Genomic DNA, 24,731 nt, shown 5'->3' on the forward strand with positions numbered 1-24,731 from the left:
ATATGAATTTTGAAAACATTTTAGTAGAGAAAAAAGAGCAGATTGCCCAAATTACCATCAACAGACCGAGTAAGCTAAATGCATTAAATAAAGCGACTATTGAAGAATTGCACGGGGCTTTTAAGGCATTGCAGGATGATAAATCGGTACGTGCAATTATCATCACAGGAAGTGGCGAAAAGGCGTTTGTTGCGGGTGCAGATATTTCAGAATTTGCTGATTTTGACGAAAAACAAGGTGCTGAATTGGCAGCGAAAGGGCAGGAGTTATTATTTGATTTTGTAGCTAATATGAGCAAGCCGGTTATTGCAGCAGTAAATGGTTTTGCTTTGGGCGGCGGTCTGGAACTCGCGATGGCGGCACATATCAGAGTGGCGTCGGACAATGCCAGAATGGGACTTCCGGAAGTGACTTTAGGTGTTATTCCGGGATATGGCGGAACGCAGCGTTTGCCGCAATTGGTCGGGAAAGGACGTGCCAACGAAATGATTATGACAGCTCAAATGATTGATGCTCAAACAGCATTGCAATATGGTTTAGTCAATCATGTAACGGCTCAGCCGGAATTGTTGCAGAAAGCAGAAGAAATCGCTCAGAAAATTGCTAGAAATTCCCCATCGGCAATCAATATGGCGATTGAGGCTGTGAATGCTAATTTTGAAGATGGCGTAAACGGATTTGAAACCGAAATCAAAAATTTCGGTATTTGTTTTGGTACAGCTGATTTCAAAGAAGGGACAACAGCATTCCTCGAAAAGAGAAAACCAGAGTTTAAGTCTTAAGTTTATGGATTGAAACAACTAAAAACCTGCAAAACGTTAGTCTTGCAGGTTTTTTAGCTAATACCTATAGCTATGGTTTCTGATTTACCACCTGCCGGATATCGTCTGATGCCGGCGATTCAAATATTTCTAAGTCGAAGAATTTAACCGCTGCAAACAAATGGTCGAAAATATTGGATATAATACTTTCGTATTCGCCCCAAACGGTACTGTTTGTAAACATATACAACTCTAATGGTAATCCTTTTTCGGTTGGTTGAAGCTGGCGTACCATTAAAGTCATTCCGCTGTGTATATTGGGGTTGTGTCTGAGGTATTGTGTGATATAAGCTCTGAATAAACCGACGTTGGTCATTCGTCGTCCGTTTACCGGCATGTTTACATCAATTTGATTAACCTCGTTATATTGCTGGATTTCTGTTTTTCGCTGGTCAATAAATTCTTTAAGAATCTCGATTTTGTATAGCCCATTAATTTCTTCGTCGGTCATAAAACGAATAGAAGATATTTTAACATTCAAAGCTCTTTTTACTCGTCTTCCCCCTGCATCTTGCATTCCACGCCAGTTTTTGAAAGCTTCAGAGAGTAAGAGGTAAGTCGGGATAGTGGTAATAGTCTTATCGAAATTCTGAACTTTTATATTGTTCAAGTTAATTTCTATTACATCGCCATCGGCCCCGTGTTTAGGCATTTCAATCCAGTCGCCCACTCTAACGGAATCGTTGGTTGAAACCTGTATGCTAGCAACCAGACCTAAAATAGTGTCTTTAAAAACCAACATTAAAATGGCAGATGCTGTTCCTAAAGAAATAAAAAAACTTTTCGGGTCGGTGCCCGTAATGATAGAAAAAATAAATGAACCCCCGATGAAATACAACACAATGTCGATTACCTGCAGGTAGCTATTCAGAGGTTTGTCTTTGAAAGCAGGTTTTAGAGCAAGTACATCTTTGGCAGTTTTGAAGCCGGAATGAACAATACGCAAAAATGCTAAAAGCATGAGAATATTGATAATAGTGGCAAGAACCTCTGCTGTATTGGGAAAAGGTTTGAATACAATCGGAATAAAGATTTTCAGAACGATCAACGGAATATAACTGCCGATATGATTGAGCGTTTTGTTTTTAATCAGAAAATCGTCTATTTGATTTTTGGTGTTAAGAATGAACTTAACAACTTTATTGATGATTAATTTATTGGTCACCCAGTGAATGATTAAAAAAGCAAGAATAAGAATAACCACCCAAATGGCGGTGTTGAGAAAATGCAAGGTGTTGTCGGAAAGGTTAAGGGCTTGTAATTTTTCGAAAGAGTAATTGTATAGATTTAAAGTATCCATGTAATTGATTTAGATGGTTTGTTTTGTTTGAGAGACAAAGTTAAGGGATTCCGTATGTATTATCAAATTATACATGGAAGAATAGGGAATGAAATGAATAGGAAAACAAGGTATATTTTTTATAGAAAAAATATTTGCGGTAAAAAAAATTAAGTTTTATATTTGCACTCACAAAATAAGCGGAAGTAGCTCAGTTGGTAGAGCGTCAGCCTTCCAAGCTGAATGTCGCGAGTTCGACCCTCGTCTTCCGCTCAAAGTGAAAAAAAACCGTTGATGAATATCAGCGGTTTTTTAATTATTATCTTTGTCCCGTCCTGAAATAGCGATACAGGCTCTAAATTAATACTGCTCATTTTCATTGGGAAAATCACAACTTTTCACATCTTCGACATATTGCCCGATGGCTTGTGTCATTTCTTCGTATAAATTGAGGTATCTGCGTAAAAAACGTGGATTAAATTCGTGTGTCATACCAATCATATCGTGAATTACCAACACCTGACCATCTACTCCGGAACCCGCACCGATACCAATTACAGGAATGCTGACTGATTCGGCGACTTGTTTGGCTAATGTTGCCGGAATTTTTTCCAGAACAATCGCGAAACAACCAATTTTCTCGAGCATTTTGGCATCTTCAATCAGTTTAGCGGCTTCGGCATCTTCTTTTGCACGAACGGTATAAGTTCCGAATTTGTATATCGACTGAGGTGTCAGTCCCAAATGTCCCATGACCGGAACGCCTGCACCCAGAATCTTTTTAATTCCGTCTTTGATTTCCTTGCCACCTTCCATTTTGATGGCGTGAGCCCCGCTCTCTTTCATGATACGGATAGCCGAATGTAAAGCTGTTCTTGGGTCTGACTGGTATGTGCCGAAAGGCAAATCAACCACAACCAAAGCTCTTTTTACTGCCCGCACCACTGATGCCGCGTGATAAATCATCTGGTCAAGCGTAATCGGCAAAGTGGTTTCGTGTCCTGCCATCACATTACTCGCAGAATCGCCTACCAAAATCACATCTACTCCAGACGCATCAACAATCCTCGCCATTGAATAATCATAAGCGGTTAGCATAGAGATTCTTTCGCCATTGGCTTTCATATCGAAAAGTGATTTGGTTGTAATCACTTTATAGTCTTTTTTTGCTACTGACATATTTAGTTTTGTTGTTTTTACGAAAGGTAAAGTTAGAGAAAAAGATTAAGAACCTGTTTAAAATTTATCCAATAATTTGTTTATGCTTCTTTTTGGTTATAGCTGTTTTTTCTTGCAATATAGGCTAAATATTTTCTATTTCTAATTGTTGGATAAAATACATCGGTGGCAAATCGGTTTGGGCTTTGAACTGTATTGCCAAAGATTTCGCATTAGCAAAACCATATTGATTGGCGAGCTGAGTTAATGACAATCTTCGTAGTTCTTTTTGATTTTTTAAATCAATCATGAGTTGCTCGATACGAAGTTTGTTTAAGTAAGTATTAAAGCTCCCTTTGTGTGTATTGATTAGTACAGACAAGGTGCTGCGATTGGTGCCCCACTGTTGTGCCAACTCTTCTAATTTGACCGGTTTGAGGTAGCCTTTTTCGTTTTCGAATTGTGCCAATTCTCTCAACAGTCTTGCCTCGGTGGCTTTTACTGCTATGGGTGGTCGGTTATTACCTGGCTCATTTGAAACGATTGGAGGGTTTTCTTTAACCAAAGCTTTGGTGTTTATTTGTTTAACCAACTCATCAAACTTATTTTTTAATCTTTTTTTTGCTCTATACTGCTCATAAGCATACCACAATATTCCTACCAAACCTAACCCTAACAAGCCCAACCATAGGTTGGTTGATTTTTGTTTGTTTTGCAAGACCGATTTTAACTGTTCTCTTTCGGCTTCCAGCTTTTTAGTGTCTATCTCCCGATGCATGGTTTTGGTAATAGACAGCTGCTCTCTCTCAAACTGTTTATTGAGTGCAATCAGACTTTCCGTGGCATGCAGTTGTTGTTTAGTATTACTTGTTTCTTTATAATACGCTATAAGATATTCGTAGGTTTCACGCAGCTCATAATTCAAAAAGTTTTTTTGATGAAACAGCTCATCTATCATATTGAAATACTTTACCGCCTCACTCTTTTGATTTTGCCGCCAAGCGATTTTGCCCAAGTACAAATAAATAATATGCTCGGTATTAAAATCATTGTTTTGTTGAATGAGCGGTAATGCTTGCTCTAAAAACTGCTTAGCTTGCTCATCATTGTTTTGTAAAAAATATAACCCTCCCTGCAAGTAGTTGAGATACGCCATTTCAACCGCCTGATATTTAGGCTTTATATAAGCAATCGCTTGCTTGCTCTCGGCTATAGTCTCTGATAATAAGTTGGTGTTACCCAACTGCAAATACGTTTTAGCCAAATTATACAAGGCTACAACATACGCTCGGCGGTAGTTGTAATCACTGCTTGATTGGAAATAGTCTTTGGCTTGGGTAAAATATAAGATTGCCTTATCGTAATCGCGGGTGTGGTAATAAATATTGCCAATATCTATACGAATTGAATTGAGATTGTATAAACTGTTTATATCTCTATTGAATTTCTCTGACTCAATGGCAAAATCAAGCGCTTTGCTGTAAAAACGGTTGCTATAGTACAAAACCGCAGCCCTGTTTAAAAAATAACCTTTTAGACTATCGTTGGGGATTTTTTCTACCAATGGTCGCATTTTGTCGAGTAGCAAAACCGCGTTATCAAAAGGTACCATAAAAGATTTTTCCTCTAATGCACGGTATTCTTCTAAGGTATTATTTTCTAACTGGGCTTTACGGTAATAGACTTCTAAAAAATAGAGTTTTTTTTGCTTGTTGGTGCTATCCGATACGATTACTTCCCATAACTTTTTATAGGTATCAGTCGTGCTTTGTGCCGAAACACAAAAAGCAAACGGAAAAATCGTCAATAATAATAGAAAAAAATAGCTTTTTTTGGACACAATAATCAATACATTGCTCATTAGACAACAAATATACAAAAAAAATAAAATCAGCCGCATTTAAGGATTTAAATACTTTAAAATCAGTGTTTTAAAAATAAAAACCACATTGGAAACGGACGGAAAAATCGTCAATTTGAGGGAGAAATCGTCAATTTTTTAAAATCCTGACGATTTTTCCCTTTGGTTATTTCAATCCTTTTCATATTTGCCACGAAAGAAAATGCTACCCGGGCAGCACAAAAAATCTCGAAACAATGAAAAAATTATTTTTGAGTGCTGTAGCCATTTCAGCCTTATGCAGTTCGTGCGAGACTGCCGACGATATTTATGCAGAAAAAACAAGTCATAAAACGTACACAACATCGACACACCACGGCACAAACAAAGCGTATGACCAATACCGAAACATTGTCAATAGCTTTGTTTATGACCAAAAGTTGGATTATCACAACAATATGCGATTGTTTGAACAACATGTGAACCATCACATACAGCAAAACACAGACAAAATGCTGTATGAAACCATGGATTGGGAAATACTACAGCAGTTGTGCTATGCTGACGAATCGTTGATTAAGCAACTGGATTATTCAGATGCGTTTAAAGAAAACCTGCAGGCTATTTTGCAAGGGAAAAATGCTTCGATACCAGAGCTCACAATTGCAACGGAAAAACAGATAGCAGCAACTGTGTTAAAAATGCATGGCGACTATGCAGGGAATGGCGATGACAACAAATTAGGTGGTAATAGAATAATCGCCTACGTCTATGGTGCACAGCATAGCTTTACGCAGGCAGTATTATATGCCGGAGCCATTGAGCTAAAGAGCCGATTTGCGAATTAGCGAATTAGCGAAATGAGGTAATTAGATAATGAAGGAACTAGCGAATGCTGAAAGCTAACGGCTAATTGCTAAAAGCTATTTAAAGTTTAATGCAAAAAATTTGTTTCGAGAGCCGGTAGTCGCGAATACCGGTTTTTTCGGAACGATAGAAAATGTTTAACTTAAAAACAGATAGCAAGAACCAGAAAGTAACATACAATAAAAGCAGACAGGCAACAAGGTTGTACTGCTGCATAGCAGGAAAAAGTAAAAAAAATACAATTAACCGCAGTTAAAAAAAAAGAAAAACAACTGCATAAAATTTTAAATTATGAAATTATTCAAAAAAGTAATTTTTAGTATATTTGGTATGGCTTTATTGGTCACAGGGTTTGTCGCTTGTAGTAGTGATGATTCAAGTACAGAGACAAACACTCAAATGGAAAATAGTATGAAAATCACTGCTTCAGATTTTGATTGGTCTAGACTTGGAAGGTTTGATATATATAGACGTAGTAGGTTTTGCAGAAAAGGGTTCGGTATATGTACTATGAAAGATGTTGACGATGCAAGAGCAGAAGAAAAGCGTATACAAGAAGAATTAGAAAGGCTTGAAGAAAGAAATTTAGGGTTGCATAGCGTTAATTCTATAGTTGCTCCTATTGATCCAGTTGAAGACTTCCATGGTGGGGTAATGTATGTTAAGTATGATTTGCGAGATGTAATGCGAGATGGGTATCTTCAACTAAATATAGCATTATCTGAAGCTCCTACTTCTGATCCTGAACCTTTAGTGGTTGAAGAAGATATTACAACAGAATTAGATGGTATCAAAGATAAGTTTTTGGTTTTAGAAAAAGGAAGCTATAATTATGATACTCACATTGGAGAATATGGAGGTTATAGCATTCGAATAGAATTATTATGGTAAAAAGGTTAATTTTCTTATTATTGGCAGCTGTGGGACTGGCATCTTGTGTTCAAGTACGAGGGCTTGGAGATAGTTACAAATATCTTACTATAGACGAAAAATCGCGTGTCGTTCCCTTCAAAACCGGAATGACTATGCAGAAAGGTACTGTGTACAAAACCAATGCCGATGAGTTGCTTAAAGAGATTGAAAAATATCCGAAGGCTTTCGTTTACCTGTTTACACCGTTGTGTAGCTCAGATGCTTGTTTGCCGCTGAATATTTATGAATCGTATGCCGAGGATAACAATTACAAAGTCTTTTTTGTACTTTCAAGCTACAACGATATGGGAGTAGCATTAAAAGAACCTATTTCGGAACCTCTATTTGTGATAGACAGTGATTATTACGGACACAAACTTTTTTGTAAATACGTAGATTACTTCGAAAATGAATTACAAGGTGTTGATAAAAAACAAAAACTAACCAAATTTCATAGCCTATTTTTCTATGAAAACGGTGTGTTTGTCGGTGGACGTACTTATTTACCGGCTGGCAATAACAAAGAATAAAGAGTATTTACAAAAGATTTCTACTACCGCACGAAAAATCCTTTCGTGCGGTATTTTTGACAGCAATAACAGCTACCGCTTTGCAGGTTGCAGTTGATATTTATTAACTTTACACTCTTTAATAATCTAAATTATGAGCTACCGATTAATAACACTGATTGTTTTGGTCTTTTTCAATATTGATGCCTACAGCCAGTATATATACAACAGTACGGAAGAATATTTTAACCAAGGCATGTTTCAAAGAACAGGGTTTGATGAATCAAAAGTTGTTTTTTTAGAGGGAGATAGTTATATTGACTACACGAATGATGTTTTCGATGGTCATATGTTCACGTATTACGGTATTGTCTATAATTCGGAGTTGTATAGTGCATCGGAGCTAAAAGAACCAAGTTGTTGGGGAGGCTTTTTAGAAATGTGCAAAAATTTTGATAATCAAAAAGGTACAGCTAACCGCAAAGTAGAAGAAATATCTTACTTAAAAAGACATACCGTTTGACAAAAATAAAAAAACGGTTGTTTTTATCTATGCCAATATGGCACTAAAGAAAAGAGATGTAAAAAAGCTTATTCGACCGATTTTTTGATTATATTAAGGAAAATCCGGAATTTGATTATATAGTCCTTCCGTTAGACGCTAACTCTGTGAAAAAAGATAGTGGTCAGATAACCAGTCTTTGATTATGTTATCTTGCTATTAGGTTCATTAATTTTATGTAAGAGATTTGTTGTTTTTAAGGACTTTTATAATCCCAAAATAAAGTGCGATTTATTTAATTTTAAAAAACCACCACGTTTTAATGCGTGGTGGTTATATAGCTACCACAACTGCACAATATTTTAAAATGATGAAAAATTATTTATTAATACTAATTTATTCTATTGCAATTATTGTTATAATAATTGACAATTATAGATATAGTAGAAAAAAGAACTCCAATGTACAAAAAAAGAGTTACAATCCTCGCAAATATCTTTGGTTAATAATCCTCTTTTTGATATTAATTATTGATTTACTATTAGATAGTAACTAAAGAGGCATCTTTCAAAAAGCATTTTTTACCACACGAAGATCTAAATCCTCGTGTGGTAGCTCTATATAATTACTACAACTGCACAACATTTTAAAATGATGAACAAGTTAAAGAAACGGAGCTATTCGCTATAAAAAAAGCAAGAGACTAACAATCCGCCAGATTTACGGCAACTGCCAATCCGCCTTCGGAAGTTTCCTTGTATTTATTGTTCATATCCTGAGCAGTTTGCCACATGGTGTCGATCACTTTGTCTAAAGGCACTTTCACGTTTTTCGGGTCGGTATCTAAGGCTAATTCGGCCGCGTTAATGGCTTTTATCGCTCCCATCGAGTTACGTTCGATACATGGAATTTGCACCAATCCGCCGATAGGGTCGCAAGTAAGCCCCAAGTGATGTTCCATAGCAATCTCTGCAGCAATCAGCACCTGCTCTGGGCTCCCTCCCATGAGTTCGCATAAACCTGCAGCAGCCATCGCCGAAGATACGCCAATCTCTGCCTGACAGCCTCCCATCGCAGCAGAAATGGTTGCTCTTTTTTTGAATACACTACCAACCACACCGGCAACTTTCAAAAACTGACAGATTTCTTTTTCTCCGGCTTTGTGGTTTTCAATCACGAGATAATACATCAATACTGCCGGGATTACTCCTGCACTACCGTTTGTCGGAGCAGTAACTACGCGTCCTAACGAGGCGTTTACTTCATTAACGGCTAAAGCAAAACAGCTTACCCATTTAAGAATTTGTCTGAAATATACTTTAGTTTTCCGGATAGATGTTATCCATTCTGTTGTATTCTGATAAGGTGTTTCCCCTTTCAGGTTTTGGTACATATCGTAAGCTCTGCGACGCACTTTCAGTCCTCCGGGCAGAATTCCTTCGGTGTGACAACCTGTGTAAATACATTCGAGCATGGTGTTCCAGATTCTCATCAATTCAGCATTGACCTCATCATTAGTTCTGAAAACCAATTCGTTACTGGTAACAACGTCAGATATGATTTTGCCATTACCCAAAGTATGCGTCAGGATATCCTGTGCTTTTTCTATCGGATAAGGCACCTTTTGGTCCTGCTCATTCGGGGCGATATCTTCTTCTCCTTCTTTAACAACAAATCCGCCTCCTACAGAATAAAACGTAGATTGATATTCTCCTTCTTTATCCCAAATAGTAAAAGTCAAACCATTGGCATGGAAAGGCAAAAACTCTTTATTGAAAACGATTTGTTCTTCCGGAATAAAATCAATAGACTTTTCGGCACCCAGCCGAAGTTGATGTGATTTTTTGATATTATCGACAATAGAGTCAATATCTTCCACAGGCACATATTCTGGGTCGGTACCACTCAGTCCGAGCATAACCGCCAAATCGGTAGCATGCCCGATACCGGTCAGTGACAAAGAACCATACAAATCTACCCGCACATGCTCTCCCTTACTGAACCAGCCATTACTTCTGATTTCACGCAAAAAACTTTCCGCGGCACGCCATGGTCCGAGAGTGTGTGAGCTGGAAGGTCCCACCCCTATTTTCAACATATCAAATACTGAAATATAGCCCATATCTTTTAACTAAATATCTTGATACGAAGATACAGAATTAACCTTGATAAGCAATGAGATTCTTCATCTTTAATCACGATGATGACAAACTGAACTGATGATGCCTGAAATTGTGCTATTATTTCATTCAACCAACCGTTTTTTTGCTCTAAATCTGACAAGCTGTCAGTAATTTCCGACAAAAAATAGTTTAATCACGTCTTGGCATAATGATTGACAAATACTAATCGAAATTTTAATCATTATTATTGAATCTGAAAAAAAAACATTATAAATTATGAGTAAGATAATAGGAATAGATTTGGGTACTACCAACTCCTGCGTTTCCGTGATGGAGGGTAGCGAACCGGTAGTAATCCCTAATGCAGAGGGAAAAAGAACGACACCTTCTGTGATTGCTTTCGTTGAAGGCGGAGAAATTAAAGTGGGCGACCCTGCGAAACGTCAGGCAGTAACCAACCCTACAAAAACTGTGGCTTCTATCAAACGGTTTATGGGAGAAAAATTCTCGAGCGTTGAAAAAGAAACAGGCAATGTCGCTTACAAAGTAGTTAAAGGAGATAACGATACGCCACGCGTGGATATTGATGGTCGTTTATATACTCCGCAAGAATTGTCTGCAATGATTTTGCAAAAGATGAAAAAAACAGCCGAAGATTATTTAGGACAAACTGTTTCTGAGGCGGTTATTACTGTGCCGGCTTATTTCAATGATGCACAACGTCAGGCAACCAAAGAGGCAGGAGAAATCGCCGGACTAAAAGTAAGACGTATCATCAACGAGCCTACCGCTGCGGCATTGGCTTATGGTATGGACAAAGGTAATGAAGATAAAAAAATCGCCGTGTATGACTTAGGTGGAGGTACATTCGATATTTCAATTCTTGAATTAGGAGACGGTGTATTCGAAGTATTATCAACCAACGGAGATACACATTTGGGAGGAGATGATTTCGACCAGGTAATCATCAACTGGTTGGCAGATGAATTCAACAATGCTGAAGGTGTTGATTTGAGAAAAGACGCTATGGCATTACAAAGATTGAAAGAAGCTGCCGAAAAAGCTAAGATTGAATTATCGTCTTCTACACAGACAGAAATCAACTTGCCGTATATTACAGCAACCGCATCAGGACCAAAACACTTGGTGCAGACACTGACCAGAGCTAAGTTTGAGCAATTATCAGACAGTTTGGTAAAACGTTCGATGGAGCCTTGTAGAAAATCATTGCAAGACGCCGGATTATCAACTTCCGATATCGACGAAGTGATTTTGGTTGGAGGTTCTACACGTATTCCGATTATTCAGGAAGAAGTAGAGAAATTCTTCGGTAAAAAACCATCAAAAGGAGTAAATCCTGACGAAGTAGTGGCTATCGGAGCAGCTATTCAGGGTGGGGTTTTGACAGGAGATGTAAAAGACGTATTGCTTTTGGACGTAACGCCGCTTTCATTAGGTATCGAAACCATGGGAGGTGTGTTTACCAAACTGATTGAATCAAATACGACCATTCCTACCAAAAAATCACAAATATTTTCTACAGCCGTAGATAACCAGCCGTCGGTAGAAATCCATGTTTTACAAGGAGAAAGACCAATGGCAAACGATAACAAAACTATCGGTCGTTTCCACTTAGACGGCATTCCGCCTGCACAAAGAGGCGTGCCGCAAATTGAAGTAACGTTCGATATTGATGCCAATGGTATCATTCAGGTTTCGGCTACTGATAAAGGAACAGGAAAATCACATGATATCCGTATTGAAGCCTCGTCCGGATTGACCGATGAGGAAATCGAAAGAATGAAAAAAGAAGCGGAAGCTAATGCCGAAGCGGACAAAAAAGCCAAGGAAACCGCAGACAAACTGAACGAAGCTGATTCAATGATTTTCCAAACAGAAAAACAGTTGAAAGAGTTTGGCGATAAATTGTCTGACAACAATAAATCAAACATCGAAAGTGCTTTGGACGAATTGAAAAAAGCATACGAAACTAAAGATGTAAACACCATTCAGCCTGCTTTGGATAAAATCAATGAGGCATGGAAAAACGCATCTGAAGAAATGTACAAAGCCCAAGCCGATGCACAACAAGGCGGTGGAAATCAAGCCGAACCTACTCAGGAAGGCGGAGATGATGCTACACAAGATGTTGATTATGAAGAAGTAAAGTGAAAATAGTAGTAATGTAGTTTTTCATGATTGGAAAAGTCGTTTCGATAACCGGAACGGCTTTTTCGCTTTTATATATAGATTCACAGAATTTGCTTTGAGAATTTGCTTTAAACTTCTTTGGTTAAAATAAGGATTATGAAATTTGTGTTGTAAAGTATAACTATTTCGAAACCAAGCCTTATGTGCAAAGTATTCCAAAGATATGATAAAAAAAGGACAAATCTGAAAACAACAGACTTGTCCCAAGAAGTGACCCGACTGGGGCTCGAACCCAGGACCCCAACATTAAAAGTGTTGTGCTCTACCAACTGAGCTATCGAGTCTAAGCTTTTCTGCAAAAAGCCGAGTGACCGTGATCAGATTCGAACTGACACGTCTTGCGACACCACCCCCTCAAGATGGCGAGTCTACCAATTCCTCCACACGGCCAATTGTGCGTTTTTTTTCTAACTTTTTATCAAAAATAAAAGGAAAATAAATTCCGTTTGAAGTAAAATCGTGTTTACATTTTTGATGGTGCAAATTTAATGTCTTTTTTTATTTTGACAAACTTTTTCTTCAAAATAAAACCATAGAAAACATAATGATTTCTCCTTGTGTCTTCTATGGTTTTAGCAGATAAAAAAGATGAATTAATTTTTATAAAACTTACTTGTGCCAACTCCCCCCTGGAACCACTTAACAAAATCTCCTTGTAGGTTATAAATAAGCACAGAGCTGGTTCCTGCTAAGAAATTGGTATCGGCAACAAAAACGTTTCCGTTGATGATGTTAAATCCATATAGATAATCGGATATACCGATGTTGAATGAAGGATTGGACGGGAAATTAGGCATGGTTGCATTGATTTTGAAAACCTGATTTCCGTTGGCAACAGTATATAAATAACCATTGTCAAGAGCCAAAAACTGAGCATCTCTAGCAGCGGTGGTCGTTATGTTTTTAACCAAAGTCGTACCGTCTATTTTGCTGATAGCAGATTTTTCGGAAGACGATTCGAGTACATAAATTCCGTCGCCACTGTTTTTAAGCATTCCGGTTATTTTATTCTCTAAGGTTATGGTGTTTACAAGTTCGTCACTGGACAAGTCAAAAATACCGATTTTATGTTGAATAGCCCACGGGTCTGAACCGACATACAGATAATTGTCATTAGCAAAAATTTCTTCAGCAACAATATCAACGTCTATTCTTTTGATAAATGAATTGCTTTCCAAATCATACACCGTAATAAATTCATCGCCTTTTTCCATCACGTCGCCAGAATTGGTCACATACAACTTACCGTTTGCCACAGCAGCATATCGCGGCAAGGTCATTTCCTCAGTAATTTCTCCGATTTGCTTGAATGTGTAGCGGTCAACAATCCGAATCATATTGGAATTGTTCATTACGATATACGCCACATCGCCGTCAAAAGTGATGGACTGTGCGACGTCGCCCAACAATTCTCCTTTGTTTTTTGCAGAGAAAATATTAGAATGAATCCGCGACATAGTCGGCGAAATGTAAGAAACAGAAGCGTTGTTGTAACCATACCCACCTTCGTTTACAACAAGGTAGCCATATTTGAAACTTTCTTCAGTTCCTCCGTTATCGATCGTGTTGTCATCAGAATTGCTACACGAAAATAAAAATGTGGCGGCAAATACGCCAAGTAATACTTTTTTCATTTGTTTATAGATTAATTATCATTTGTACATTATAATTTCTGCCCGGCATAGGGCGGTTTTCCACATTTTCATACTGGCTGTCTGTCAGGTTTCTGATGTTAAAATACAAGCTCATTTTTTCATTAAAAGCATACCCAAGGTCAGCATTCAGTATTCCGTACGGATTTATGGTGTTGCGTTCATTGTTTTCAGCAGTGGTATAAACCTTGCCGTTGTAATAACCCTGCAATCTAAATAAAAAATCGTGAAATTTGAAATTTAACCCACCAAATATTTTATGTTTCGGAGTATAAATAAGCAGTTTGTCGGTTTTTTTATCAACAGATTCATTAAAAGTATAGCCAATATTCGCAGTTAAAGGAAAATGTTTAATTATCAGCGGAATATGATAATTAATTTCCATTCCTTTAATTTCTACTTTTTCGGTGTTTTCAGCTGCCCAAAAACCACCGGAAGTCGGTAGCCAGCGAATCATATTGTCGATTTGTATCCAATATACATTGGTTTGCAAAGTCGTTTTGCCGATAGCAATCGTTTGTTCCCAATCAACCTGATAGCTGCTTTCGGACTTTAAATCTTTGTTTCCGCCGGGTTTCCAATAAATATCGTTGAGGGTCGGAGCTCTGAAATTCCGTGATAAATTTATTTTTGCGGAATAATTATCGGAAAATTTTTGATACCATCCGGCAGAAAATAAATTCGGCGAATCATAGATACCTGTCCATTCCCGCTTCAGTCCGGCTTCAATACCAGTATTTTCACTCCATTCATAACGCCCTAAAACAGCTGCCGAAAAAACATTTTGATTAACATTTTCCAGAGAAGATTTGTCGCCGCCGTTTCGATGATTTCTGAAATAAAGAATAGATGATAAGCTGAACCGCTCGCTGATTTTATAATCCAAATCATGTTTTGCCAGCAAAGTATTGATCGCTCCGTCAGAATAGGAATTGGTGTTGAGGTTTTCGGAATATTTGAATTTTTCATACAAATAACCTAATCTCAAATTACTGACAAGCTGGCGATTGTTCAGTTTCCATACTAATAGATTTCTAGCAGTTTCATTTTGATATTTCGATTTGATTTGACGTGGCGAAACTAAGGCAAAATGTCTTTCATCTTGGTAATAATTAGACAAAAACTGAATTTCATTGTATAGGTTAATCCGATAGGCGAGGGTAGTGCTAAGGCTGTGGTTTTCATATTCTCCGTTGGTGTTTTTCCAGCTCCGGTTTTTTACTTCGTAATCATTCTGGCTCTGGTTGTGATTGTAATTTGCCTGAACAAACCAATGATTGCTGCCGGCACTCACGTTGTAATTTGCCCGGTAAGTGTCAAAACTTCCGGCAGACAGCTGTATTTGCTGGTCAAAATGCGGGGCGAACCGAACCGTATTATTCAGATGAATCGTTCCGCCAATCGCTCCCGAACCATACAAAACGCTTCCGCCTCCGGCTTTGATAGCGATATGGTCATATTCTTTGAAAGACAAAGAATTAAAATCTGATTGCCCCAATAGTAAGGAGTTGATTTCTATACCGTTCCACAATACGGCAGTTTGCTGTGCGGTCGTTCCGCGAAAAGAAGGTGACGAAACCATTCCGGCTCCGTTTTCCTTAAAATAAACCGGTGAATTAACCAACAAAAAATCAGTAAAAGTGCTTGTGTTTCTGTTAATTAAAGTGTCTGAAAGTATGTGTAAATTCTGAGAATTGTTGTGTGTCTGTAATCTGTTGTCAACGATAATCAATTCATTCAGTTCGGTATGAACCAAACTGTCCTGAGCATACACCGGAAGTATGCAAAAACCTGTGATAAAAAGATAAATCAGTTTCATAAAACCTTTATTCCCGAAGGTTGTTTGTCGTTATTCAGTCAATCAGGCAGGTCTCCTGGCTCGTTTCTTATTTTTGCGTCTTCCCGAATTTCTTCAGTGACTTTATGCAAAAAACAGTCATAAACATACAGTTGCGGGTACAGCACAGGCTTATCCTGTTTCCCTTTTCATGCACTTCGGCAACCTGATTGCTGATGCAAAAGTAACTTTTTATTTGTTCAAAATCACATATTATTTGCAGAGCTTTATCAAAAAGTTCTAAATTTGCTGTAAAATACTCTTCGAAATATGTTTCAAAACAAGATTTATTTGCTCCTTTTCATTGTTCTTTCGTTAGTAACGGGGTGTAAAAAAACAATAAAGGAAACTGGAAATATTTCCGGAATTTCCAATGAAATTCAATATGCCAAAGGGTTTGAAATGTATGATTTTGAGAATTTTAAAATACTGAAAATCACTCAGCCGTGGCAGGGAGCTGCGGAAACGTCTGTTTATGTACTGGCAAATGATGTAAACAATATTCCGGATTCATTGGCTCATTTAACAAAGGTTCAGATTCCCGTAAAAAGCATTGTTGTGACCTCGACAACACATATTCCGTCGTTGGTAACTTTGAACGAAACGACTTCTCTCAAGGCTTTTCCCGGACTAGATTTTATTTCTTCAGAAGAAGTTCGAAGGCTTATTAGCGAAGATAAAATCAAAGAAATCAGCGACGGAATCGGTGTTAATTTTGAATTGACCATCGACGTTAATCCTGAAGTGGTTATTGCTAACGGTGGTAACGATAGCTTTGAAAAATACCGTCAGATACAACAAGCGGGTATTCCGGTAATTTATAACGGAGATTGGGTAGAATATACACCTTTAGGAAAAGCCGAATGGATAAAGTTGTTTGGAGTTTTGTATGATAAAGAGGAGGAAGCGACAGCTTTTTTTAACCAGGTGGTTGCAGAATATGAGAAAGCGAAACAAACGGTAAGCAAAACAACCAGTAAACCGACAGTTTTCAGCGGGGCGATGTATGAAGATATTTGGTATGCACCGCAGGGCGACAGTTGGACAGCACAAATTATTGCAGATGCCGGTGGCGATTATGTATGGGCAAGCCACAGCGGAACAGGCAGTTTGTCGATGGCGTTTGAACAAGTGCTGGACGATGCTCAGGAAGTCGAATATTGGATTGGTCCTGCTCAGTTTGTTTCCTATTCCGAAATGCAGCATACGAATATTCACTATAAAGAATTTACCGCATTTCAGACAAAAAAAATATATACCTACAGTGCCAGGAAAGGCGTTACGGGTGGATTGATTTTTTACGAAGAAGCAACTAATCGTCCGGATATACTTTTGAAAGATTATATCTGCGTATTGCACCCGGAAGTGTTTCCTGAACATGAATTGTATTTTCTGACTCCTTTGACTGACTGATGAATAACAGCAAAACATATTCGATATTTATTTTTTTGTCCATAGTATTGGTGGCGATGTTTTTCGTCAATCTGGCGGTGGGTAGTCTGGCAATTCCGGTATCGGAAGTTTTTTCGGTTTTGTTCAAAGGAGAAGCAGGTAAACCAAGCTGGGAGTATATCGTTTTAGGATTCAGATTGCCCAAAGCAATTGTCGCCATATTAACCGGAATTTCGTTACCCATTGCCGGAATGTTAATGCAGTCTTTATTTCGAAATCCGATGGCAGAGCCTTATGTGCTGGGATTGAGTTCCGGGGCGAGTTTGGGTGTTGCCTTAGTGGTTTTGGGGGCAGGTTTGCTACCTTTAGGAATTCAGCAATATGCAACGTCGGCATATAGTTTGGTGCTGGCGTCGGTGGCAGGAAGTTTTTTGGTTTTATTTGCTGTTTTACTGGCAATTAACAAAGTGAAAAGTACCGCTACTTTATTAATTATCGGATTGATGTTCAGTAGTTTTGCCGGAGCTTTTGTTGGTGTTTTGTCTTACTTTTCTACGGCAGAGGATTTGAAACGGTTTACCTTCTGGGCAATGGGAAGTTTGAGTAACCACAGCTGGCATGATATTTTTATTCTATTTGTGGCTACATTTGCCGGAATTATCATTTGTCTTTTTTTGATAAAATCCTTGAATACACTGATGTTGGGCGAATCTTACGCACAAACGATGGGCGTGAATATCAGAAAAACCCGTTACCAGATTATTATTGCTACCGGAATTTTGACCGGTAGTATCACAGCTTTTGTCGGGCCGATTGCTTTTATCGGTTTGGCAGTGCCACATATCAGTCGAATTGTTTTTAAAACCGGTAACCATTTTGTGCTGTTTTTTGCCAATATGATTATCGGAGCGATTGTGTTGCTGCTTAGCGATACACTGAGCCAGATTCCGGGTTCAAGCATGGTACTGCCGATTAATGCTGTTACTTCTATCATCGGAGCCCCGATAGTGATTTCGATGCTGTTGAAACATAAAAATATTTAATAATTTTCTTTCGGGTGTTTGATGTCAGGTGTTCTGGCAACTCTTTACGATTTAAAAATTAAATTTTAATCAGACACATGAAAGCACCTCGTCCAAAAATTGTAAATTTGTCTTTTTAAAACAAAACTATGTCAGCCAATATCATTCGGTTACTTCCCGACCATGTTGCTAATCAAATCGCTGCCGGCGAGGTGGTACAGCGACCTGCATCGGTAGTAAAAGAATTGCTGGAAAATGCAGTAGATGCCCAATCCACTTCTGTCAAGCTCATCATTAAAGATGCAGGGAAAACACTTATTCAGGTGGTGGATAACGGTGTGGGAATGAACGAAACCGATGCGAGACTGTGTTTTGAACGGCATGCGACTTCCAAAATTACCAGGGCAGAAGATTTGTTTAACCTGCACACCAAAGGCTTTCGTGGCGAGGCATTGGCATCTATTGCGGCGATTGCTCATGTAGAACTCAAAACCAAACCCGAAGATGCCGAATTGGGTACACACTTGGTTATCGAAGGAAGTAAAGTAGCGTCGCAGGAATTAGCGGTATTGCCCAAAGGAACGTCGATATTGGTCAAAAATCTGTTTTATAACATTCCGGCAAGGCGTAATTTCCTTAAATCTGACAAAGTAGAATTCCGTCATGTGATTGATGAATTTCAGCGTGTGGCATTGGCACACCCCAATGTGGCTTTTGAAATGTTTCACAACGGCAGTGACGTTTTTCAACTACCTGCCGGCAACTTGCGAAAAAGGATTGTCGGGATAATGGGCAACAAGCTCGATGAAAAACTCGTGCCTGTGCACGAACAAACCGAAATCGCTGAAATATACGGATTTGTAACTAAACCGGAAGCTGCCAGAAAAACCCGTGGCGAACAGTTTTTGTTTGTCAATGACCGTTTTGTAAAAAGTGCTTATCTTCATCACGCTATTGTGGCGGCATACGAAGGTTTGCTGAGAGAAGGCACACACCCGGCATATTACATCTACCTGAACTTACCGCCAAACACGATTGATATCAACATACACCCGACCAAAACTGAAATTAAGTTTGATGACGATTCGGCTTTGTATGCGATTATCCGGGCAACGGTCAAGCACAGTCTGGGACAGTTCAGCATTGCACCCGTTTTGGATTTTAACCGGAATCCGGAACTGGATACGCCCTATGAAATGCAGGGTAATGCCAGTGTGAAACCAACTGTTGAGGTCGATACCAATTACAATCCGTTTGCTGAAAAAAGCACTTCTGGCTTTAAACCTTCGCGAAGCATAGGCGGAACAGCGAAACCCGCAAACTGGGATACTTTGTACAGTAATATTCCTTCATCTACTGATGAAATTTTGTCATCGGGCGGACATACGGTTGAAAGTGAACTGCCATCAGAAAACCTTTTTTCCGGACAAGTTAGTGAGGAAAAACAATCCAATCTGGTCTTTCAAATTCATAAAAAATACATTGTCAGCCCGATAAAATCGGGTATGGTAATCATTGACCAAAGACGGGCTCATCAAAAGATTTTGTTTGAGCGATATATAAACATATTTCAGAACAAAAACAGTTCGAGCCAGCAGTTGTTGTTTCCATTGCAGTTGTATTTTTCTGCCTCAGAAATTATCATGTTGAAAGAAATGCAAACGCATTTGAGCGAGCTGGGTTTTGTTTTTGAAAAAATTGAACAGGAAAGTATCGTTATTTCCGGAGTTCCGGTCGGGATTTCCGAAAGTGAGGCATCAATCGTGTTGGAAGATTTGCTGAATGACTGGCAAAACGATTTGCCTGATGACACCGAGGTGTTGCAGGAACATTTAGCCAAAGCCATGGCACAAAGTCTGGCGTTGAAAAGCGGAACGATTTTGTCTGCCGAAGAACAGCAAAACATTGTGAATTCGCTTTTTGCCTGCCCCGACCCGCAGGTGTCGCCGTTTGGCAAACCTACTTATGTAATCCAGAATATAGAAGAAATTGATAAAAAATTTATCTTATGATGCAGTTAACCAATGCAGTAAAGCAAATATTAATCGTTAATATTATTTTGTTCATCGGAGCGATGTTAGTTCCGACACTCAATATATATCTGCCTTTGTATTATTTTGAAAACCCGATGTTTGGCTGGTGGCAGATGGTCTCTCACATGTTTATGCATGGCGGACTGATGCATATTTTCTTTAATATGTTTGCTTTGGTATCGTTTGGTACGGTGCTAGAACATTTTTGGGGAAGTAAAAAGTTTGTTCTTTTTTATTTCTTATGTGGATTGGGAGCGGCAACCGTTAATCTGGCTGTGAATTATTTTCAGTTTCAGGGAGCTTATGATTATTTGATTAATGCCGGAATGACAAGCAATGAAGTGCAAACATTATTAATGGAGGGGACAGTGAATCCGCAGGCAGTTGTTCAGAATACGCCACAATTACAGGAAGCTATTAACCAGATATCGTCTGTTTTTAATACAAGAATGGTCGGAGCTTCCGGAGCGATTTACGGTTTGTTGATAGCATTTGTGTTTATGTATCCCAATGCTGAACTGGCGTTGATGTTTATTCCTGTGCCGATTAAGGCAAAATATTTTGTGCCGGCTATTTTATTGTATGATTTTCTTTCAGGACTTAATGGAAGTTCGATTTTTGGATTAGGAGGAGGTGTTGCCCACTTTGCCCACTTAGGTGGTGCGTTGGTAGGCTTCTTGCTGATGTGGTACTGGCGGAAAACTCAGTTTAACCAAAATCGTTGGGACAGATATGGACACTAATTGGAAAGACAAAATAAGGTATCAGTTGAGTGTTGCCGACACGTCGCAAAAGTTGATTTATGTGATTGCGGGTTGCAGTTTGCTGTCATTGTTAATCGGAACTTTTTTTCCGGTTAATGAATGGGTGGCTTTGAGTTCCAATTTCAATATAAGCTTATCCAGATTCTGGACTTTTCTGACTTATACGTTTTTTCATGCGACCATATTTCATCTGCTGTTCAACCTGATAGCACTTTTTTATTTCAGCCAATTATTCAAAGTATTTTTTACACAGCGACAACTGTTGTCGGTGTTTCTGTTTGGTTCGGTCTTTGCGGGTATATTTTTTGCAGGAATTATTTCACTGTTTGAGAACCATAATAATTATTTACTCGGGGCGTCGGGCGGAATCATGGCGATTTTGTTTGCTACAGTCCGTTATCAGCCGAATATGTCCGTTCGTTTACCTTTGATTGGCAATGTTAAAATCTGGCATATCGCAGCGGCATTTTTGCTGATTGATTTACTGATGATGCCTTATGGGAATTTTGGCGGAAGGCTGGCTCATATCGGCGGGGCGTTGTTTGGTGTGCTATATACCACATTTTTATTTCAAGGAACGGATATGTCAAAATGGATATATTGGGATAAGAAAAAACCACAAAAAAGCCGACCTGCCAGCGGACAATCAACGGCGTTTTCTGAGCGGTACAGCAAAGCAGATAACCAAAAGAAAGTCAATGAAATCCTGGATAAAATCCGAAAATCGGGTTATGAAAGTCTGACCAAAAAAGAAAAAGAATTTTTATTTAAACAAAAATCAAAATAATGAAAAGGTTGTCGTGGTTTAACAAAGCAGTTTATGGCACCAATATTTTGGTGGCGGTGCTCACTTTGCTGGCTTATATTCTGCCTTATCTTGCCCCGAAATTATTTCCGCTTTTGTCGGTACTGACGCTTTTTCTACCTGCTTTTTTAATAATTAATGTACTTTTCGCTGTCTATTGGCTGATTCAGTTCAAAAGACAATTTTTACTTTCGACCATTGTTTTCCTGATTGGACTTACTTTTTTCAATAGTTTTTACAAATTTTCGGCAACTAATCAACCCGAAGATAAAACTGATTTTACCGTGTTGAGCTACAATGTGCGGCTGTTCAATCTTTTTGATTGGATAAAAAACCAAAATGTGGCTGAAAATATCAAGTTGTTTGTTGAAGAAGAAAAACCGGATATCATTTGTTTTCAGGAATACTCTTCCTCGGCTGGTTTTGAATTTAACGATTACAAATTTCGGCATATTGTGATGCACGGTAACAAAATCAAAACCGGACAGGCGATATTTTCCAAATTCAGAATTATTAACCAGGGCGAAATTGCTTTACCTAAATCAGACAATAATGTGGTGTATGCCGACATTGTGAAAAATAAAGACACGATAAGAGTTTACAGTATTCATTTGCAGTCGGTTAATATTAGTCCGGATATCAACGAAAGCCTTGATGAAGCCAAATCTAAAATGATTTTTAACCGAATCAGTAAGGCGTTCAGCGAACAACAGGTTCAATCGGAATTGATTATGTCACACATGAATGATTTCAAGGGGCGAAAGATTATTTGCGGCGATATGAACAACTCTGCTTTTTCGTATGTTTACCGCAATATCAAAGGCGACATGAAAGACGCCTTTGTTGAGGCAGGAAAAGGTTTTGGTGCGACTTATAACTACAAATATTATCCGGCACGAATTGATTATATTCTGACAGACGACATATTCGAGGTCAAACAATTCGATACTTTTAACGATTTTAAAAATTCCGACCATTATCCGATTATGGCAAGGCTGAAAGTGAAAGAGTGATTTTCTTTTTAAATATAGAAGGTCTGAAAATAATCATAAAAGCTGTTCCAACGCTTCGTCCACCTGATGAACGAAAACTTCATCAAACCTTTCAATATAAGGTTCTTGAATAACTTTATAATTTTCTGAAAACAGCTTTTTGGCAGTTTCCAAATGCCTTACAGCCATTGGTTTGTTCCCTTGTTCAGCATACAACAGCCCGAGATAATAATGAGCTTCAGTGAAATTTTCGTAATCGTCGATTAAACTCTGATAAGCTTCCATTGCCTTTGCCGTGTCGTTTTGTTGGGTATAAATCCTTGCGATGTAAAAACGAGCAAAGAAATTATCCTGCGGGTCAAAACCATATTCTTCTTCGATTTTTAATAACTGATGAAAACAATCCAAAGCTTCCTGATATTTTTTCAACTGATACAAAGCCTGAGCTTTCAGCAGCAAACAAGGTTCGCCGTGGCAGGTATTATACGGATTCGGGCTGTTCATTTGCTCAATCTGGTCAACGTCTTCAATGGCGGATTCATAATCTCTGTAAAAATAAAGCATCGACCACGCCTTGTATTCCAACGCATTGGTTTTTCCGTTTGCCACATCTGTGTCCACCGCTTTGTTCAGCAATTCCATTGCCCGAACGTGTTCGCCACTTTTTTTATACGAATAAGAATATCGTTGTGTATATTCAACGTGGTCAGGAACTGCCATCAGGGCACTGTCTTTGTACATTCGGTGTAATTGCCCGGTTTGAGCTCCATAATGATATTTTGTTATTGATATATTATGGTAAAATGTCGCTAGTTCTTCCCGTTCTTCTGTAGAAAGATGGGCAAAGATGTCTTCGTTTTTCGAGCTTTTACAAGCAAGAAAAAATACAGCGACAAAGATGATGTAAATATTTTTTATGGACATATATCTGTGATTTTTCCGTTTTCGATTTTAAACATATAAAAAGCATGAACATCGCGATACATTCCACTGTCTATTTTATCGGCATTTTCCCATTCATCTAACTGAGCAATAAAATTAACCAGATATTGAATCAATTCAGCATCAAATTGTGCAGGTTGGTATTTTCTGTTCATTTGTTCCAGTCCAAAACGACCAACATTTTGGTGGCAATTAATGGTAAAATGAACCGTAATGTAGCCATTGTCACTACCACTTTCAGGTGCATTTTGCTGAATTTGTCTCAGCAAATATTGGTTGCCTTTTGCATAGCCAACGTCGTTATTAAAATAATATTCTCCCGGACGAGAGTCAAGGCAGGTAGAGTAGGTGCTGTAATCAGAAGTGTTTGTTTCAGATTTCGCCTGATATTTTTCAATAACAGGTAGCGTTTCTCCATAAGACAGCAACTCAAAATCATTTCCTTTTGGAATGATTTGATAAAATCTGCTGAAATTGCTCTCACTATTTTCATTCACAAATAACCGATTATCAATTTCAATATAATTGACAGGCAGGGACTCTTTTTCGGCGTAAATTTTTATGTCATCGTAATAATATTCGTAAGAAATATTGACAGAATCTTTCAGGAAAACTACGTTTTTGACAATATCAAAGTCACTATTCGGGCTGCTCAGCGTTTTAGGAATTTCCGTAGAAAAAGTTTTGTTTAAAAATTTCTCTGTAAATGATGCTTTGGATAACTCGTTGGGTTGTGTTTTAAAATAATGAAAATCAGTAATCTGACCGGTTTCTGTATTTGTTTGTATAAGGGAAAACTTATTTCCGTTTTTGATACAACGCTGTTGGAAATTATTACTGATTATTTCATTCGTTGAGAAACTAAATTCGATTTGCAAATCTTTATTCAGCATAAAAACAGAGTCTTTGTGCACATAAATAAAGCTTTTAAAAGGAATGTTCCGGGCTTCGTTCATATATCCACTCACGTACAATTCCTTATCTTCTGCAGTTTGTTGAGATTTGCAGGAAATCAGAGTAAACATGAATAAAATAATGTAAATAAGGTTCTTTTTCATAGGCTAATTTTT

21 protein-coding genes, 3 tRNA genes and 1 riboswitch are annotated in these 24,731 nt (G+C 38.3%); of the genes, 13 read left to right on the forward strand and 11 right to left on the reverse strand.

Annotation, left to right across the window (positions count from 1 at the left end):
* The first annotated feature begins 2 nt into the window (after nucleotides 1–2).
* Nucleotides 3–782, forward strand: a complete 780-nt coding sequence (locus CDL10_RS11135) for an enoyl-CoA hydratase/isomerase family protein (RefSeq protein ID WP_100678751.1) — start codon at nucleotides 3–5, stop codon at nucleotides 780–782.
* 70 nt (nucleotides 783–852) lie between these two features.
* Here the strand turns inward: CDL10_RS11135 and CDL10_RS11140 are convergent, their stop codons facing one another.
* On the reverse strand, nucleotides 853–2,121 hold the full coding sequence (locus CDL10_RS11140; protein ID WP_100678752.1) for a mechanosensitive ion channel family protein: 1,269 nt from the start codon (nucleotides 2,119–2,121) through the stop codon (nucleotides 853–855).
* A gap of 179 nt (nucleotides 2,122–2,300) precedes the next feature.
* Here CDL10_RS11140 and CDL10_RS11145 point away from each other — a divergent pair.
* Nucleotides 2,301–2,373: transfer RNA gene (locus CDL10_RS11145), tRNA-Gly, on the forward strand.
* Nucleotides 2,374–2,460: 87 nt separating this feature from the next.
* Here CDL10_RS11145 and panB read toward each other — a convergent pair.
* Nucleotides 2,461–3,279, reverse strand: a complete 819-nt coding sequence (gene panB, locus CDL10_RS11150) for a 3-methyl-2-oxobutanoate hydroxymethyltransferase (protein WP_100678753.1) — start codon at nucleotides 3,277–3,279, stop codon at nucleotides 2,461–2,463.
* Nucleotides 3,280–3,403: 124 nt separating this feature from the next.
* A complete protein-coding gene (locus tag CDL10_RS11155) occupies nucleotides 3,404–5,119 on the reverse strand; it encodes an AraC family transcriptional regulator (RefSeq protein WP_100678754.1) in 1,716 nt (571 codons plus the stop codon).
* Nucleotides 5,120–5,355: 236 nt separating this feature from the next.
* Here CDL10_RS11155 and CDL10_RS11160 point away from each other — a divergent pair, with 236 nt between their 5' ends.
* The 4 genes from CDL10_RS11160 to CDL10_RS11175 all read left to right on the forward strand — a co-directional run bounded on the left by CDL10_RS11160 (nucleotide 5,356) and on the right by CDL10_RS11175 (nucleotide 7,909).
* Nucleotides 5,356–5,946, forward strand: coding sequence for a basic helix-loop-helix domain-containing protein (locus tag CDL10_RS11160; RefSeq protein WP_100678755.1), 591 nt, complete (start codon nucleotides 5,356–5,358; stop codon nucleotides 5,944–5,946).
* 310 nt (nucleotides 5,947–6,256) lie between these two features.
* Complete coding sequence (locus CDL10_RS11165) at nucleotides 6,257–6,856, forward strand: hypothetical protein (protein ID WP_100678756.1); 600 nt, start codon at nucleotides 6,257–6,259, stop codon at nucleotides 6,854–6,856.
* Nucleotides 6,850–7,407, forward strand: a complete 558-nt coding sequence (locus tag CDL10_RS11170; protein ID WP_100678757.1) for a hypothetical protein — start codon at nucleotides 6,850–6,852, stop codon at nucleotides 7,405–7,407. Before CDL10_RS11165 ends, CDL10_RS11170 begins: the two co-directional genes overlap by 7 nt.
* Nucleotides 7,408–7,540: 133 nt before the next feature.
* The gene (locus CDL10_RS11175) at nucleotides 7,541–7,909 is read left to right on the forward strand and encodes a hypothetical protein (RefSeq protein WP_100678758.1); all 369 of its coding nucleotides are present in this window, start codon (nucleotides 7,541–7,543) and stop codon (nucleotides 7,907–7,909) included.
* 682 nt (nucleotides 7,910–8,591) lie between these two features.
* On the opposite strand, the gene CDL10_RS11185 is transcribed toward CDL10_RS11175, so the two are convergent.
* Together CDL10_RS11185 and CDL10_RS11430 are read right to left on the reverse strand one after the other, a co-directional pair.
* Complete coding sequence (locus tag CDL10_RS11185) at nucleotides 8,592–10,010, reverse strand: L-serine ammonia-lyase (RefSeq protein ID WP_100678760.1); 1,419 nt, start codon at nucleotides 10,008–10,010, stop codon at nucleotides 8,592–8,594.
* 5 nt (nucleotides 10,011–10,015) lie between these two features.
* Entirely contained in the window at nucleotides 10,016–10,192 is a 177-nt protein-coding gene (locus CDL10_RS11430) for a hypothetical protein (protein ID WP_165773018.1), read from the reverse strand.
* 95 nt (nucleotides 10,193–10,287) lie between these two features.
* On the opposite strand from CDL10_RS11430, the gene dnaK reads away from it, so the two are divergent.
* Entirely contained in the window at nucleotides 10,288–12,183 is a 1,896-nt protein-coding gene (dnaK, locus tag CDL10_RS11190) for a molecular chaperone DnaK (RefSeq protein ID WP_100678761.1), read from the forward strand.
* Nucleotides 12,184–12,433: 250 nt separating this feature from the next.
* On the opposite strand, the gene CDL10_RS11195 is transcribed toward dnaK, so the two are convergent.
* The 4 genes from CDL10_RS11195 to CDL10_RS11210 all read right to left on the reverse strand — a co-directional run bounded on the left by CDL10_RS11195 (nucleotide 12,434) and on the right by CDL10_RS11210 (nucleotide 15,693).
* Nucleotides 12,434–12,506: transfer RNA gene (locus tag CDL10_RS11195), tRNA-Lys, on the reverse strand.
* Between the two features lie 24 nt (nucleotides 12,507–12,530).
* Nucleotides 12,531–12,612: transfer RNA gene (locus CDL10_RS11200), tRNA-Leu, on the reverse strand.
* 203 nt (nucleotides 12,613–12,815) lie between these two features.
* Nucleotides 12,816–13,856, reverse strand: coding sequence for a YncE family protein (locus CDL10_RS11205; RefSeq protein ID WP_100678762.1), 1,041 nt, complete (start codon nucleotides 13,854–13,856; stop codon nucleotides 12,816–12,818).
* 4 nt (nucleotides 13,857–13,860) lie between these two features.
* Entirely contained in the window at nucleotides 13,861–15,693 is a 1,833-nt protein-coding gene (locus CDL10_RS11210) for a TonB-dependent receptor plug domain-containing protein (RefSeq protein ID WP_100678763.1), read from the reverse strand.
* A gap of 27 nt (nucleotides 15,694–15,720) precedes the next feature.
* Nucleotides 15,721–15,896, reverse strand: a riboswitch (cobalamin riboswitch).
* A 106-nt stretch (nucleotides 15,897–16,002) separates the two neighbouring features.
* Here CDL10_RS11210 and CDL10_RS11215 point away from each other — a divergent pair.
* From CDL10_RS11215 to CDL10_RS11240, 6 genes are all read left to right on the forward strand, one after another.
* A complete protein-coding gene (locus CDL10_RS11215; RefSeq protein WP_165773019.1) occupies nucleotides 16,003–17,124 on the forward strand; it encodes an ABC transporter substrate-binding protein in 1,122 nt (373 codons plus the stop codon).
* A 35-nt stretch (nucleotides 17,125–17,159) separates the two neighbouring features.
* Nucleotides 17,160–18,146 (forward strand): iron ABC transporter permease, encoded by a 987-nt coding sequence (locus tag CDL10_RS11220; protein ID WP_317045752.1) that lies wholly within the window; start codon nucleotides 17,160–17,162, stop codon nucleotides 18,144–18,146.
* Between the two features lie 128 nt (nucleotides 18,147–18,274).
* Nucleotides 18,275–20,137, forward strand: coding sequence for a DNA mismatch repair endonuclease MutL (gene mutL / locus CDL10_RS11225; RefSeq protein WP_100678766.1), 1,863 nt, complete (start codon nucleotides 18,275–18,277; stop codon nucleotides 20,135–20,137).
* Nucleotides 20,134–20,901, forward strand: coding sequence for a rhomboid family intramembrane serine protease (locus tag CDL10_RS11230; RefSeq protein WP_100678767.1), 768 nt, complete (start codon nucleotides 20,134–20,136; stop codon nucleotides 20,899–20,901). Before mutL ends, CDL10_RS11230 begins: the two co-directional genes overlap by 4 nt.
* The gene (locus CDL10_RS11235) at nucleotides 20,891–21,709 is read left to right on the forward strand and encodes a rhomboid family intramembrane serine protease (RefSeq protein WP_100678768.1); all 819 of its coding nucleotides are present in this window, start codon (nucleotides 20,891–20,893) and stop codon (nucleotides 21,707–21,709) included. Before CDL10_RS11230 ends, CDL10_RS11235 begins: the two co-directional genes overlap by 11 nt.
* Nucleotides 21,709–22,740 carry an endonuclease/exonuclease/phosphatase family protein gene (locus tag CDL10_RS11240; RefSeq protein ID WP_100678769.1) on the forward strand — a complete coding sequence of 344 codons (1,032 nt, stop codon included), beginning with the start codon at nucleotides 21,709–21,711 and terminating at the stop codon, nucleotides 22,738–22,740. The genes CDL10_RS11235 and CDL10_RS11240 overlap by 1 nt, the downstream gene beginning before the upstream one ends.
* A 33-nt stretch (nucleotides 22,741–22,773) precedes the next feature.
* On the opposite strand, the gene CDL10_RS11245 is transcribed toward CDL10_RS11240, so the two are convergent.
* Nucleotides 22,774–23,643, reverse strand: coding sequence for a tetratricopeptide repeat protein (locus CDL10_RS11245; protein WP_100678770.1), 870 nt, complete (start codon nucleotides 23,641–23,643; stop codon nucleotides 22,774–22,776).
* The gene (locus CDL10_RS11250; protein WP_100678771.1) at nucleotides 23,634–24,719 is read right to left on the reverse strand and encodes a hypothetical protein; all 1,086 of its coding nucleotides are present in this window, start codon (nucleotides 24,717–24,719) and stop codon (nucleotides 23,634–23,636) included. The genes CDL10_RS11245 and CDL10_RS11250 overlap by 10 nt, the downstream gene beginning before the upstream one ends.
* Nucleotides 24,720–24,731: the final 12 nt, after the last annotated feature.

This window comes from Avrilella dinanensis, from assembly GCF_002807015.1.
GTDB classification, from domain to species: Bacteria; Bacteroidota; Bacteroidia; order Flavobacteriales; family Flavobacteriaceae; genus Flavobacterium; species Flavobacterium dinanensis.